General features: G+C 61.1%; 16 protein-coding genes. 5 read left to right on the top strand and 11 right to left on the bottom strand.

Going from position 1 to position 12501, the window contains the following annotated elements:
* Positions 1-206: 206 nt before the first annotated feature.
* Positions 207-1169 (top strand): cupin domain-containing protein, encoded by a 963-nt coding sequence (locus tag ACE3RX_RS01260; protein WP_374479480.1) that lies wholly within the window; start codon positions 207-209, stop codon positions 1167-1169.
* A 67-nt stretch (positions 1170-1236) separates the two neighbouring features.
* On the opposite strand, the gene ACE3RX_RS01255 is transcribed toward ACE3RX_RS01260, so the two are convergent.
* Both ACE3RX_RS01255 and ACE3RX_RS01250 read right to left on the bottom strand, forming a co-directional pair.
* Complete coding sequence (locus ACE3RX_RS01255) at positions 1237-1923, bottom strand: hypothetical protein (RefSeq protein ID WP_374479479.1); 687 nt, start codon at positions 1921-1923, stop codon at positions 1237-1239.
* Between the two features lie 42 nt (positions 1924-1965).
* Positions 1966-2295, bottom strand: coding sequence for a hypothetical protein (locus ACE3RX_RS01250; protein ID WP_374479477.1), 330 nt, complete (start codon positions 2293-2295; stop codon positions 1966-1968).
* Positions 2296-2681: 386 nt separating this feature from the next.
* Between ACE3RX_RS01250 and ACE3RX_RS01245 the strand changes: the two genes are divergently transcribed.
* Positions 2682-3482, top strand: a complete 801-nt coding sequence (locus ACE3RX_RS01245) for an endonuclease (protein ID WP_374479475.1) — start codon at positions 2682-2684, stop codon at positions 3480-3482.
* A gap of 68 nt (positions 3483-3550) precedes the next feature.
* Here the strand turns inward: ACE3RX_RS01245 and ACE3RX_RS01240 are convergent, their stop codons facing one another.
* Both ACE3RX_RS01240 and ACE3RX_RS01235 read right to left on the bottom strand, forming a co-directional pair.
* The gene (locus tag ACE3RX_RS01240; RefSeq protein ID WP_374479473.1) at positions 3551-4255 is read right to left on the bottom strand and encodes a TIR domain-containing protein; all 705 of its coding nucleotides are present in this window, start codon (positions 4253-4255) and stop codon (positions 3551-3553) included.
* 11 nt (positions 4256-4266) lie between these two features.
* On the bottom strand, positions 4267-4752 hold the full coding sequence (locus ACE3RX_RS01235; RefSeq protein WP_374479471.1) for a DUF2321 domain-containing protein: 486 nt from the start codon (positions 4750-4752) through the stop codon (positions 4267-4269).
* A gap of 726 nt (positions 4753-5478) precedes the next feature.
* Between ACE3RX_RS01235 and ACE3RX_RS01230 the strand changes: the two genes are divergently transcribed.
* From ACE3RX_RS01230 to ACE3RX_RS01220, 3 genes are read left to right on the top strand one after another with little or no spacing between them, the layout of a single operon-like run.
* Complete coding sequence (locus ACE3RX_RS01230) at positions 5479-5709, top strand: hypothetical protein (RefSeq protein WP_374479469.1); 231 nt, start codon at positions 5479-5481, stop codon at positions 5707-5709.
* 24 nt (positions 5710-5733) lie between these two features.
* Positions 5734-6096 (top strand): type II toxin-antitoxin system death-on-curing family toxin, encoded by a 363-nt coding sequence (locus ACE3RX_RS01225; protein WP_374479891.1) that lies wholly within the window; start codon positions 5734-5736, stop codon positions 6094-6096.
* Between the two features lies 1 nt (position 6097).
* A complete protein-coding gene (locus tag ACE3RX_RS01220; protein ID WP_374479467.1) occupies positions 6098-6511 on the top strand; it encodes a DUF1778 domain-containing protein in 414 nt (137 codons plus the stop codon).
* A gap of 5 nt (positions 6512-6516) precedes the next feature.
* Here the strand turns inward: ACE3RX_RS01220 and ACE3RX_RS01215 are convergent, their stop codons facing one another.
* The 7 genes from ACE3RX_RS01215 to ACE3RX_RS01185 form a co-directional block, all read right to left on the bottom strand.
* Positions 6517-6969 (bottom strand): site-specific recombinase resolvase, encoded by a 453-nt coding sequence (locus ACE3RX_RS01215; protein WP_374479465.1) that lies wholly within the window; start codon positions 6967-6969, stop codon positions 6517-6519.
* Positions 6966-8315, bottom strand: a complete 1350-nt coding sequence (locus ACE3RX_RS01210; protein ID WP_374479463.1) for a recombinase family protein — start codon at positions 8313-8315, stop codon at positions 6966-6968. The genes ACE3RX_RS01215 and ACE3RX_RS01210 overlap by 4 nt, the downstream gene beginning before the upstream one ends.
* On the bottom strand, positions 8312-8773 hold the full coding sequence (locus ACE3RX_RS01205) for a DUF2924 domain-containing protein (protein ID WP_374479461.1): 462 nt from the start codon (positions 8771-8773) through the stop codon (positions 8312-8314). The genes ACE3RX_RS01210 and ACE3RX_RS01205 overlap by 4 nt, the downstream gene beginning before the upstream one ends.
* A 60-nt stretch (positions 8774-8833) precedes the next feature.
* The gene (locus tag ACE3RX_RS01200; protein WP_374479459.1) at positions 8834-9277 is read right to left on the bottom strand and encodes a hypothetical protein; all 444 of its coding nucleotides are present in this window, start codon (positions 9275-9277) and stop codon (positions 8834-8836) included.
* Positions 9278-9437: 160 nt separating this feature from the next.
* Positions 9438-10382, bottom strand: a complete 945-nt coding sequence (locus ACE3RX_RS01195; protein ID WP_374479457.1) for a hypothetical protein — start codon at positions 10380-10382, stop codon at positions 9438-9440.
* 23 nt (positions 10383-10405) lie between these two features.
* A complete protein-coding gene (locus ACE3RX_RS01190) occupies positions 10406-10672 on the bottom strand; it encodes a hypothetical protein (protein ID WP_374479455.1) in 267 nt (88 codons plus the stop codon).
* A complete protein-coding gene (locus tag ACE3RX_RS01185) occupies positions 10665-12500 on the bottom strand; it encodes a hypothetical protein (RefSeq protein WP_374479453.1) in 1836 nt (611 codons plus the stop codon). The genes ACE3RX_RS01190 and ACE3RX_RS01185 overlap by 8 nt, the downstream gene beginning before the upstream one ends.
* Position 12501: the final 1 nt, after the last annotated feature.

Here is a 12501-nt window from a genome sequence, read left to right as displayed (position 1 = left end):
TTCCAATGAAGCGGGCAAGGCTCTCACACGACGGACGGCCCTCCTATGATCGCTGCCCATAATGCTCAGTGCACCACCGCACATCCTTGAGGACGGGAGAATCGGCACCCTCCCCACCATCGAACCGCAACAGACTTGAGCCCCGCCTCTGCGTGGGATACCTTTATGTCGTATCTCAAACGCATCCCCAGACGCAGAGGGAGCCCATGCATTCACCCCGCACCAAGCCGAGAGCTGCAGGATCCTCGATCCAGCCCTACGCCGCCGTAACGGCCCAGATCGCGGCGGACAAGTCGATCACGCGGGAACTGATGCCGTCGAACGTCAGCGGCAACACAGCGCAGAGCCTGATGGAGACGATCATCCCGGCCGGCGCTCGGACCATGCTGCACCGACACCGCGTCAGCATGAAGCTTTGCCACGTCACCCATGGCAAGGGAGTCATGACCCTGGGTAGGGAAATCATCCCTGTGAAGGCCGGCGACACCCTTCACATTCCACCCGGCACCCCTCATTGCATCGAGGCGACCGGCCGCCGGTCGTTACGCATCCTGTCCTGCAGCGCTCCAGCCCACTCACAGGCCGACACCGAAATCCTCGAGGAGGCGCCCAGGGTCCCCGCCACAGAACTGAATGCGGAGGCCACCCCGGGAAAGCCGAACAAGTTCGCTCAGTCACCGGTATTCGGAAAGCTGGCGATGTCGGGCCCCGAGATCGTGAGACTCCGGCAGCGCAGCGGGCTTATCCAGAAGCAGTTCTGGGGGCGGCTCTCCGTCACCCAGAGCGGGGGCAGTCGTTATGAATCCGGGCGCGATGTACCAGAGCACGTTCTGGCGTTGCTCCACCTGGCGTATGGACCGGTCGACGAGGCTCAAGCGCTACTGATGAAGCTGAGAGAACCCGGCCTGAGTGTTCCAAGACCGAAAGTGGCATTGCTGCAGGCTGCCAAGACCGGATTTGGGGCTGCAGCCCTGCGGGATGCGCTGCGCCTGAACCAGACCAAGTTCTGGGGCCTTGTGGGCTTCACTCAATCGGGCGGTAGCCGGTACGAATCGGGGCGGGATCTTCCGCCTGCATTGCCGATCCTGCTGCACCTGGTATTTGGGACGGAGCAGAACGCGCGTGCCACGCTGGAAGCGCTGCGGGGATCACCTGGGAACGGGAAGTAGATAACCTCCCTTTAAGATCGTGTCCAGGAGCCCACGGCTCCTAGATCACCATCTGCAGCAGCAATATCTACAGGGGATTTCTCGACACGATGTTTGAGCTGCCTACCTCAGATGACGTTTGATCGACAACCAAACATTCAATTTTATTATGCAATTGATCTAAATCGGAAAGAAGAACCTGTAAATCAACACCCCCAAAATGGCATGATGAAATATATATATCCTTTCCCTCCCGAACCATATTTTTAGCGTTTTCTGCACGCTCCTCAAGCTTGAAAATAGCGACAGAAAAAGACTCGATTTCATTCAAAACAGAGCGCGGCAATGCTGAGTAGACCTCCCTCCCAAACAACTTGGAAAAATCCTCACCAATCTTTCGGCCGTGAACACTTAGCGATGCCAGGGTATTTGAATGCTCATATTGATCCTGAGACAGAAAGAAGACACGACCTCTTATTTGATTGACAAGCGAAAGAGCCAATCCAACATACCTCTGCCTCTCATCTATATCGGCCTCGAACCTCTCTCTATCTCTGCGAGCCTCTTGCCTGTAGGCAATATGTAACGCCGCAATCGCTGCAGCGATTGATCCCAATCCAGAAACCCATGATCCGACAGCATTCCAGACATTAACGCTCTTCTCGACCAAATCCGGAGAGCTCGCCAAAAAAGAACGTGCACCAAAACAATACGCAATCCCTGCCACAACTACCGTCACCGCAAGCCAAGACATTAGGAAAATATTTCTCTTCATCGAGCACGCTTCTCTTATGGTGTTGAGTTTGAGATTGCAAGCCTATCGCCTGAATGGAGAGCCCTCTGGATCGGGGCGCGCCACCCCGGGGAGTTGCCGTGCATCCTCAACGACATCCAAGCCAGCCGTGGTCAGCCTGACCACCGAAAACGCTTCTTGCCTCGTCAACCTAATCAGCTCGACGTCCTCAAGCCACGCGAGCTCGGCCGCCAGAACGTGGGCCGACGTTACATGCCCCACCGTCTTCAAGAGCTCCTTTAGCAGCGCAGAGTTGGACATGTAGCCGTTACTCCACTCCAGCGCCTGGAGGATTCTCAGCCTTCGATCCTCCGCGGCGACCTGGCGCAAAACATTCGGCTCTGCAGTGCTCATCGGGGCTACCTCGGCTTCGGCGCACACTTGCCGTTCGCCAACCGGAAGCCTCCCCCACCACGACACCCGCAGCCCTTACAGACCTTGATGAGTTTCCCGACCTCCTTCGGGGCGGGGGTGAAGATGGAACGACGCTGTGCAGACGGACTCTCGCCGGCATGGGCGATACCCGCGACAAACAGAACCAGGGCTGCAAGTGCAGATGAGCGCATTTCGTCGCCTCGGCTTTGACGGAAGAAGCCCATATATTTCACCCATAACGGGTATATGCGATACGGCAAATCACCAGCGTCGATGTGATGCAGTTCAATCGCGTGGGACCGCCGCGGGGCTTGATAGCAGGCAACACGACAGGCTCCCGCGTCACTGCGGTTACACTTCAGGGGATGCGTTACCTTGCCTTGCTAATCGCCAGTGTTCTGGCCGGCTGCCATGCAGCCAACACCACGCCACGCCCCCACTCCTCCCCGGCCCGTAGTTCATCACCTGCCGCAGCACCGGCGCCCGCCGCTCCGTCGCCGGATCTGGTCAACAGCGTTCGTACCGTAGGGCACCGAGACTTTGCCAACGCCAAGAAGGTGCTCCCCAAAGTCTTCGATGGGCTCGAGGAGGATTTCTACTGCGGTTGCCGCTACGTCCGCACAGTCGTGAATTTCGGGAGCTGCGGTTACGCGCCCAGAAAGAACGCCTTGCGCGCCGGCCGGATCGAGTGGGAGCACGTTGTTCCTGCCTGGGTGCTGGGCCACCAGCGCCAGTGCTGGCAGGACGGCGGACGAAAGAACTGCACGGATACCGATCCCGCCTTCCAGAGGGCGGAAGGCGATCTGAACAACCTGGTGCCGGCTGTCGGCGAGGTCAATGGCGACCGGAACAACTTCGCCTACAGCGCCTGGACGCGAGAGCGCTCCAGCATGTACGGCGAGTGCCAGACCATCGTCGACTTCAAGGGAAAGCGCGTGCAGCCCCGCGAGGAAGTCCGGGGACGGGCAGCCCGGATCACGCTCTACATGTACGAGACCTATAGCCTGCGGATGAGCGCACAGGACAAGAAGCTGATGTGTGCCTGGGCCAAGGCCTACCCAGTGGATGCCTGGGAGCGGGAGCGAGACGCCCGGATCGTCCGATGGCAGGGGGAAGGAAATCCGTTCGTGTCAGATCCGGCGAGGCTGAAGAGCGCCTGCAGGTAGATCGCTGTGTAGCCTCCCCTGTCTAGGGCATGGGCTAGAGCATCTTGGAGTGTATCTGCCGCAGAGGGCTACAGGTTCGCCAACGAAATCGGGTAGCCCTGTGCTGCCATTTCCTTTGCCAGAAGCGGACCGGCGTCTTTCTGCAAGTTGTCCTTGAACGGGATATAGAGCAATCCTTGAATGTCGGATGGGCGCTCCATGTTGTCCTGTTGCTTCATAAGGATGGCAACGTTCTTGCGACCGAGCAGCGTAAGCATCATGCCCAATTCCATTACAACGTTTTGTCGTGCACGGAATGCCCTCTCATCCTCGTGTCCGGCACGGTGGCCCTCATCATCAGGTGTGGCCAACACGACAGCAAACTTCACATCTGCCGTGTACTTCTCCAGCTTTTCGATGATGGTCTGGCCCTCGGATGGAAGCTGGTCCAAGATCAACGGCTCAAGCCTCCAGCGGCGCAGCATCGCTTCAAGCTCCGTGCGCGCTGCTGTGTCATGCCCATAGACGACGAACACCTTGCTGAGCATTGGCTTAGCAGCCGCGCCATTTTGTAGTGCAGTTGCTGCCGCAGCCTGCGCGGGCTGCACGCCAAGGCATGCCTTCACAGCATCTTGGTTCTTGCCCTGAACGTTGAATCTGCCGGTGTGGTAACTATTGACGATCGCCTCATTCTGCAATCGAAACTGACTGCCAGTTCCGTTTGGCAGCACGGCTTCGCTTGCAATCTTGAAGCCCCCTGCTTGGAGGCAAGCCCTAATTTCGTCAAGTGTCATCGGCATTCCTTCTAGGCTCCCCAAATCGCCTTCTTGGCGGCTTCGCTAAGCACATCGACAACAATGTCGCGCACTCCAGACGCAATAGAGGTTCCAACTTTTGCCATTACCTTCTTGAAACGAAGGGAGGCCACCTGTGTCTTGGGACTGTCCTTGGTCAGCTCTGTCAGATCCGCGCGGAACTGTTCAAGTTCTTCAACTGGAAGATCGGCACCGACCTCGACCAACTCAATAGCGCTCGCAATCTTGCGCTCAGTCCAAGGAAATCGGCTACCGCAGTTGTGGCAGAAGGCTGGGGGCTCGTAGTGTCCGCCGAATCCGAATACGCCCTCAACATAGTAATCGCCGCGGATGGAAGCGCTGCATTTCGGGCACTGCATGATGGTTGCTTCACCGCAGCGGGAGCAGAAGGCTTCCCGCAACTCCGCGTATTGGTCTGCTGCGCTCGTTGCAACGTGCCCATTGGGGCAAACCTGTGCGACTCGATACGTGCCCATTGCGTTCCCTTCGCTTCATGTTCATGTATGTGACGGTGGATCCGGGATGCGAACCCGTAAGGGATCGTTCCCATTCTCGTTTTCAAGACCAGTGTCCGAAACCGCTCGGCCGCGTTTCCTAAATCGCCTTCAGGTCTGCGGATGCCAATCAAATCATGGATTCTATGACAACGCGGTCGTCCAGGCAGCTTCTTTGAGGCGTAGCCGGTCTAGCTGTGTGGTGCTCCACAGGGACAACATGCGCTGAATGGTCAGGTCGCCTGACGCTTTGCGGGTTTTCGTTTTCCTCTACCGCGGGCAACCCTCGGCACATGGGGGCATATTTGGGGGCACAATGAAAATCGAAGAACAGAAAACCCAGTATTTATGCGGCTTTCAGACCGAAGTTAGATAGCCCCCGGCCCATATACAAGGGCTCGGATAGTCTCCGGGCCCTTTTTCTTGCCTGAAATCACCGCGTGGCGCGGGGTTCCGGCTACCTGTGCTGCGGGTGGCCACCAGCCGAAACGCCCGAAATCGGCCGCTTTCTCTGCCAGAGCCGTCTCTTTTCTCTGTTTGGCCTGCGGGTATGCGCAGATCAGGCTCTATAAAAATCAACAACTTACGCGCGGCGGTTCGTTGTCAACCAAGGCCACCGGTCAGGCATCGAACGCCACTCACACAGTGGCAAACGTTCCCATCTTGCTCTATCATGAAGCATCAAGATGAATCATGATGGAGAGAACCATGACCGCTGCCGTCCGCGAGAAATTTTCTTCCCAGGCCGCGCCCGACGTGCTCGCGGCGTTGCGCCAGATCGCAGAGAGCCAGGGACGCCAGTTCCAGGCGGTGCTGGATGACGCACTGCGCGACTACATCGACCGGCAACAGAAGGAACGTCCCCGTCGCCACGTCATGGCCTCGTTCGCGTCAAGCCTGGATGAGTTCGACAGCCTCTACCGTGAACTGGCCAAGTAAGCCGTGCGGCGCGATTACTTGACCGTGGCCGATGTGCTCGGCATGCACACCGTGCTGATGCAGCGTTACGGCGGCGCACCGGGTGTGCGTGATCCGGGTGCGCTGGAGGCCGCCTTGTTCCGCCCGCAGACCGGCTACTACGACGACATCGTGGCTGAAGCGGCCGCGCTGCTGGAAAGCTTGGCAATCAACCATCCATTCGTGGATGGCAACAAACGCATCGCCTTCGCCGCTGCCGACGTGTTTCTGCGCATCAATGGCTGGCGCTTGCATCGTGCTCCGATGCAGATTCACGCCGAGATGATCGAGATGTTCGAGACCGGAACATTTGACATCGCACACCTTGATCCCTGGTTGCGGAGTTTTGCCAAGGGTGAAGGAACCTGACGTGACGGATCAGAAATCCCTGGCGACCGACGGGACTCGAATTACGCTGCGGCTGACCCCTGCACAGAAGGATTTGTTGCGCCGGGCGGCGGATGTGGCAGGGATGCCTGTGTCGGCCTTCGTTCTCCAGACTGCAGCGCAGGCGGCAGAGCAACTGTTGGGAGATCCATCACCAGCAGCATTGGTGAAGGGTGTTGAACACCTTCCGACCTTCACCAAGCCAGCCCGCCAGCGCTGGGAATCGCTTCCCGCCGACATCCGCCAGCGACTGCTGTCCAACGTCTGGTGCGCTCATTGCAGCCACGAAACGACCATCACCAACTTCACCGGAACCCTCAAGGGCGGCGACTTGCTGCTGGTGGGCAAGTGCGCCGAATGCCAAGGTGACGTGGCCCGGGTCATCGAGGGCTCGTAACCCGATCATGCATCGAACCCGGCCACCACCTCCCGCTGTGCCACCCAGTCGGTCGGCAGCGGATTGCGCTGGAACCACAGCAGGCTCATACACCGGGCTTGTTGCCCGGCCAGGATGCTCTGGATGATGGCGGGCTCCAGCAGGGTCAAGCGCAGTAACTCATTGACCGTCGAGTGGTGCAGGCCTTCGCGCTGGGCGATCTCGCTGCCACTGCCGACCACGCCGTCGTCGAGCAATTGCTGCCAGTAGAAGGCTCGCGTCAAGGCCACCAGCAAGGGCTGGTCGATCTGGCTGGTGACCTTGCCCGGTGACTCAACCGCCCCATCCGGCCGCACCACCACCTTGCTGCCGCCACGCTTGCGGATCTTCAGCGGTATGAAGGTCGACAGCTTAACTTGGCCGCCATCCCGGCGTTCGCGGGCGACGGGACGGCCCAAAGTCTGCATCTTTGGTTTCATGCCGCCACCTCCTGCTGCTCCCATTCCTGCAATTCCGCGCCGATGGTGCCAGGCAGCAGTTCCCCGGCCAGTTCCTGCCAGCCCTGGTCGCGCCAGATGATCTCCAGTCCGCCATCGGCAATCACCACGCGCTCGATCAGCAACTGCGCCAGTCGACACTGTTCGGCGGGGAACAACTGGTGCCACAGGCCAGCCAGATTTCGCATCGGCAATACCACCTCGGGCTCCGAAATTTCCGGTCTGGTTTCCCGAATCCGATCCCACACCGCCTGCACCAGATGGGGGGCTGAGAGGGCCGCCACGATCTGCTCGGTCACCAGTTCTTCGACCGGCAGCGCAGGCAACGCACCGTGGCTGCTGGCCCACGCACCAAACCGTCGGTGCTTGATTGGGCTGTAATAGCGGTAGGTCTTACCTTTCTTCTTCGTGTAGCTGGGCACCAGCCGTTCGCCATCGGACGTGAACAGCAGGCCACGCAGCAGAACCGGTTCACTCTGGCGGTCATTGGTCTCACGCCGCCGCTCGATGCCATCGGTGGCGATCAGCGCGTGCGCCGCATCCCACTGTGCCTGGGTGACGATGGCCTGATGCTGGCCGGGGAAGGATTGGCCCTTGTGGACGATCTCGCCCAGGTACATCCGGTTGTGCAGCATCTTGTAGATGGTCTGCTTGGTGAAGGGCTTGCCGCCCTTGGTGACCACGCCTTCAGCGCCATAGGCCTTGGCCATCAGCGTGGCCGAACGCATCGTCACGAAATCATCGAAGATGCGTCGCACCAGCCGGGCCTCGACCTCGTTGATGACCAGCAGGCGGTTTTCGACGTCGTACCCGAGCGGCAGTGGCCCGCCCATCCACATCCCCTTGGCCTTGCTGGCGGCGATCTTGTCGCGGATGCGTTCGCTGGTGACCTCGCGCTCAAACTGTGCAAAGGACAGCAGGACGTTGAGCATCAGCCGACCCATCGACGTAGCCGAGTTGATCTGCTGCGTGACCGCGCTGAAGCTGACCCGGTGGCGGTCGAACACATCGACCATTCGCGCGAAATCCGCCAGCGAGCGTGACAGCCGGTCGATCTTGTAGACCACCACGATGTCGATCTTGCCCATCTGGATGTCCGCCATCAGGCGTTTCAAGGCAGGCCGGTCCATGTTGCCGCCCGAGAAGCCGCCATCGTCGTAATCATCGGCCACGGCAATCCAGCCCTCGTGGCTCTGGCTCTTGATGAAGGCGTGCCCGGCTTCTTTCTGGGCATCAATGGAATTGAAGGACTGGTCCAAACGTTCGTCGCTGGAAACGCGGCAGTACACCGCGCAGCGCTTGGGCGGAACGAGCAACGGCGCGTTCATTGTTGAGCCCCCTTGCCGCTGCGCAGACCAAAGAACTTCGGGCCGTTCCATTGGGTGCCCGTGATGTGGCGCGCCGCCGCCGACAGGCTCCTGAACACCTGGCCATCCAGGGCGTAGAGGCCATCGGGCGTGACCGTCACACGGTACTCGCGCTCATCCCATTCCCGGATCAGGGTCGTGCCGGGCATCAGCAGGGTTTGCGTGCTGCGTCCGGCGGCGGTTTTGATCTTGGAATGCTTGGCCCCGGCCTCCACCAGCATCTTGCGGATGTTGGTGGGCAGCGCGCCGTGGGCCAGCTCCTGGATGCGGTAGGCCAGACGCGATTCCACGTAGTTGCGGTTGCGATGGCTGGGCCGTCGGGGGAAGTGCTGGTCCCACAGCGCCCAGAGTTCGGGCATCGGCAGGGAGGGCAGTGTGGCCAACTGGGCCGAGATGCTGCCGTTGTGGGTGTCTGTCATTTCAAATGCTCCTGTGGTTGAGACAGGTCCATGAACGCGCTGTGGCGACCAGAAGCCAAGTCAAACCGCGCTCGGTTCGGGGTCGTCGGCTTGCCCTGTCGCAACATCGACACGCTCTCCCAACAGCGTCTGCGGTTTGCCAGTGCGCCGGTCCTTGATGCCCAGGATGTAGATCTGACCGTCCCACACCCCGCAGGCCACATCGGTGTCGTGGGCCGTGGCCGGCATCAACCAGCCGGTGATGCCGTTGGGCAACTGCAGCAGTTCTTCCATATGGTGGATGGGCCAGCGCATCGCCTCCTGGTAATGGTCGGCAAACTCCAAGAGTTGCTGGGGCACGTCCGGGAAGTTTTCTTGGCTGAGGATGGGAATCCAGACCAGCGGCTGGCCGCTGGCAAACCAGCTTTGCACGCGCTGCTCGACTTCCGGGTGGTAGTGCTGCAGGCGTTCAACGGGCACTTGGCGGGCGTAATCGCTGGCTTGGGGTTCTGTTGTGTGGTTCATCAAAGGCTCCTTGCGTGGTAACCCGGCGCGGTGCCGGGCGGTAACCGGTGTGGTAACTGGTAACCCTGTTTCGGGTTCTGTCGGTAGCGGGGCAGCGCGCTCGCGCCCCCCGTATTGCTTTATGGCGAGGAAGGACCCATTTCGCCTGGGGGGTTGTGCTTCAGGTCTGGATCGTGACCACGGTGGCACCGCCGTAGGGCGACTCCGGTGGCCGCTTGCGCGGCGGGTTCGGATCGGGCGCGTAGATCGGACGGTCGTCACTGGCAGCGCCGGGGTGATACACACGCAGCGTCCCCGCAGGAATTCCGGCTTGAGTCAGTTGCTGATTGATCTGGCGCGACAGCACATCGTCACCACGGCGGAACTGGCGATTCAGGTCCACCAGGTCGTCGTAAGCAACGCCTTCGATCAGGTTGGGCAGCAGGTCGCCATCGTTGGCCTTGCCGATCAAGGACATCTCGTAACCGCTACGGCGATCACCCTGGACGCTGTAGTGGGTCAGCTGAAACGCGCTCTTGAGGCTGGACTCGACCGTCCTCATCTCGCGCCACGCCTGCACGAAGGCCTGCGCGGCGGTCAGCATCCGCTGCGCGCTGGGCTCGAACAACCGCTTCATCTCCGCGAAGATGAAGCTCTCATCGACATCACGCGCCATCTCAGCGGCCAGGTCGGTGATGTACTGTTCCAGGGCCTTGACCCGTGCCGGTGCCTCCAGCGCCTGCTGGGTGGCCGCGTGGCGTGCGGCCTGCTCGGCGGCGACGTCTTGCGAGTGGTCGCGGTCAAACCGCGCCAGGGCATCCTGGTTATCCATCGCCACCAGCACTTCGCGGCGCACCGACCAGATCAATTCGGGTTCGGGCTTCGGGTCCCAGCCGTTGACGACACGGCGTGCGGCGACCAAGGCATCGATGGCACGCTGGTACTGCTGATTGCGGGTCTGCAATTGCTGCAGCATTACGGCCAGGGTCTCCAGATCGCAGATATCGTCGGCAGGACTGGTTGGCACAAATTCCGAGGTTGCGGGCGTCGGGGGCTCAATGGCCGGAACGGCGGGCTTGGCAGGCGACTTCTTGACGGTGGTTTTGAGTTGGGAAAGCAGGCTCATAGTGGCTCCAGTGGGTTGAGGTTTCAGACTTGCAGGGCGGATGGGTAGCGCGGGTCGCCGGGACGCACCGTCGTGCTGATCCACAGGTGTGGACCGACCTGCTTCTTGATGCCGACCGGCGCGCCGGGACGTGGATTGACGGCAGCGATGACTTGCCAGCCGTCTGTTGCTTCGGGTGTCGTGACCGAGGCGTTTGCTGGCTTGGACGGCAACACTGACGATGACGGCGTTGGAACGCCGAGGGCCTTGGCCCAGAGCGGGTGCAAGGCGTGCTGGTTGGAATTACTCACGGTGAGCTCCATATCGAGTGCCACCCTCGATGCCGGGTGGCGTGGCAGGATGGGTTTGGGAACGGGTCTGGGCAATGCGCCAGCGCGCCCCCTCGCGGCTGTGGCCGAGGTGGGTGATGTCGATGCCTTTGGCGCGGTAGGCTGGTGCGATGCGGCGCAATTGATCCGACAAACCCTTGGGTGACCGCGGCCAACTGCTGCGGTCGGGGATGCTGTGGGTGTTCAGCAGGTCATAGAGCTGGCCAGCGGTGCCCTGCCAGTTGATGGGCAGCACGCGCTCGGCGAGGTACTTGTCGAGGGCCTGCGCAACGGCATTGCTCTCCAGTGCCCGGTCAATGCCCGCGCGCACGAGTTCGGCGTACTGCTGCTGGAATTCACCGGGAGCAAAGCCCAAGGCGCGTGCCACCGCTTCGCCCAGCCGTTCGTAATCGGCCATGCGCTGTTTGTGGGTGAGCTTGACCGTCGGCAGGACGGCCAGCGCCGCAGAGAACAAATCGAGCAGCCCGGCAAACACCGTGGCTTGATCACGTTCCCAGCCCGAATGCGTGTCGGCATCGTCTCGCCGGGCTTCGGCGGCAATCGTCGGCAGATCGACGTGGATCACCCGGTCGATCAGGTCGGGGCGTGTGGCGACCACGGCGATGCCGTTGAGCACCACTGGGCGCTTGGTCTCCATCACGTGCTCTTCGCCATTGGTGTAGAGCTGGCGCGAGGCAAAGCCGCCGCCGGTGGCCAGGGTGCAAAAGGCGTCCTGCTGTTCGGGCGTGAGGCCGGAGAGGTTCTCGTAGCTGACCAGCCAGTTGTTGGCGGCGGCGACGAACACGTCCTCCACCGTCTTGGGGCGGCCACGCAGCATCACCTTGTTGGGTTCGACCAGGCTGCGCAGCACGGACTGCGTGGTGGACTTGGCCGAGCCTTGCTCGCCCACCAGCTCCAGTACCGGGAAAGGCGTGTCCGGACGGAAGCATTCCAGCAACCATGCCAGCACCATCACGCGGCTGTGTGCCGGGATGTTGGTGTGTTGCCAAAGCAAGCCGACATCGCCATGCGCGACAGGCATCGGCAGCGGACGCATCGAGGGCGTGCGGGTGAAGTACACCGGCGACTCGTTGACCACGCGCCAGCCCTGCGGGGTGACGTGGATGGCCTGCCACTGCTCATCGGCCAGATCGATCAGGTAGCCATCGTCAAAGCGGGCAGCGCGGACGTGGACTTCGATCTCCTCGCCATCGTTGATGCCTGCGGCGGCGAGCGTGGCCAGGGCCGACTTCATCGTGGTCTCGGGCACACCCATTTCCTTGGCACGCCAGTAGGCGGCACGCAGCCAGTCCTCGAAGCCGGAGGAATACACACGCCAGACTTCGCGCCGACTGGTCATCGGGATTACAGCCACCGCGTTGCGATCGGCGTCGTGGTGTAACTGGCATTGCGCCCGTGCCAGGGCGACCAGTTCATCGAGCGCGCTGGCGTCGTCATCGCTGGCGGGCAATTCGGCGCGCACCAGTTTGTCGAGCACCGTCACCGAACAACCGCGATTGGCTTTCTTGGCAGCGTGGCGCAGGCGCAAGTAACTGGGCAGGTCCGTGGCCTTCAGGATCGAGAAGGCGCGCACCACGTCGTCTTCGGCCAGCACGCCCACGTCATCCACCAGACGGGCCAGCGCCGCCTCGATCACCGCGATGGGATCAGCATCCGGCGTGGGGCTGGGCTCGCCACTGACGTCATCAACGACCACGGCCTCGCCAGCCACCTCGACCGTGTGATGGTCGTGATGGTGGTGACGGTCGTTGTCTACTGCTCCGTCCGGAGAAGGAATGGACGCGCTCATC

The sequence above is a fragment of the Zoogloea sp. genome (assembly GCF_041914405.1).
Taxonomy (GTDB): domain Bacteria; phylum Pseudomonadota; class Gammaproteobacteria; order Burkholderiales; family Rhodocyclaceae; genus Zoogloea.
The sequence above is the reverse complement of the archived record's forward strand: the minus strand, read 5'-3'. Positions and strand labels throughout refer to the sequence as shown.

Coding starts and splice junctions, on each gene's coding strand:
- ACE3RX_RS01200 (WP_374479459.1), bottom strand. CDS start 9,277: ATGAACCACACAACAGAACCCCAAGCCAGCGATTACGCCCGCCAAGTG.
- ACE3RX_RS01230 (WP_374479469.1), top strand. CDS start 5,479: ATGACCGCTGCCGTCCGCGAGAAATTTTCTTCCCAGGCCGCGCCCGAC.
- ACE3RX_RS01250 (WP_374479477.1), bottom strand. CDS start 2,295: ATGAGCACTGCAGAGCCGAATGTTTTGCGCCAGGTCGCCGCGGAGGAT.
- ACE3RX_RS01240 (WP_374479473.1), bottom strand. CDS start 4,255: ATGACACTTGACGAAATTAGGGCTTGCCTCCAAGCAGGGGGCTTCAAG.
- ACE3RX_RS01235 (WP_374479471.1), bottom strand. CDS start 4,752: ATGGGCACGTATCGAGTCGCACAGGTTTGCCCCAATGGGCACGTTGCA.
- ACE3RX_RS01210 (WP_374479463.1), bottom strand. CDS start 8,315: ATGAACGCGCCGTTGCTCGTTCCGCCCAAGCGCTGCGCGGTGTACTGC.
- ACE3RX_RS01185 (WP_374479453.1), bottom strand. CDS start 12,500: ATGAGCGCGTCCATTCCTTCTCCGGACGGAGCAGTAGACAACGACCGT.
- ACE3RX_RS01255 (WP_374479479.1), bottom strand. CDS start 1,923: ATGAAGAGAAATATTTTCCTAATGTCTTGGCTTGCGGTGACGGTAGTT.
- ACE3RX_RS01205 (WP_374479461.1), bottom strand. CDS start 8,773: ATGACAGACACCCACAACGGCAGCATCTCGGCCCAGTTGGCCACACTG.
- ACE3RX_RS01195 (WP_374479457.1), bottom strand. CDS start 10,382: ATGAGCCTGCTTTCCCAACTCAAAACCACCGTCAAGAAGTCGCCTGCC.
- ACE3RX_RS01215 (WP_374479465.1), bottom strand. CDS start 6,969: ATGAAACCAAAGATGCAGACTTTGGGCCGTCCCGTCGCCCGCGAACGC.
- ACE3RX_RS01245 (WP_374479475.1), top strand. CDS start 2,682: ATGCGTTACCTTGCCTTGCTAATCGCCAGTGTTCTGGCCGGCTGCCAT.
- ACE3RX_RS01260 (WP_374479480.1), top strand. CDS start 207: ATGCATTCACCCCGCACCAAGCCGAGAGCTGCAGGATCCTCGATCCAG.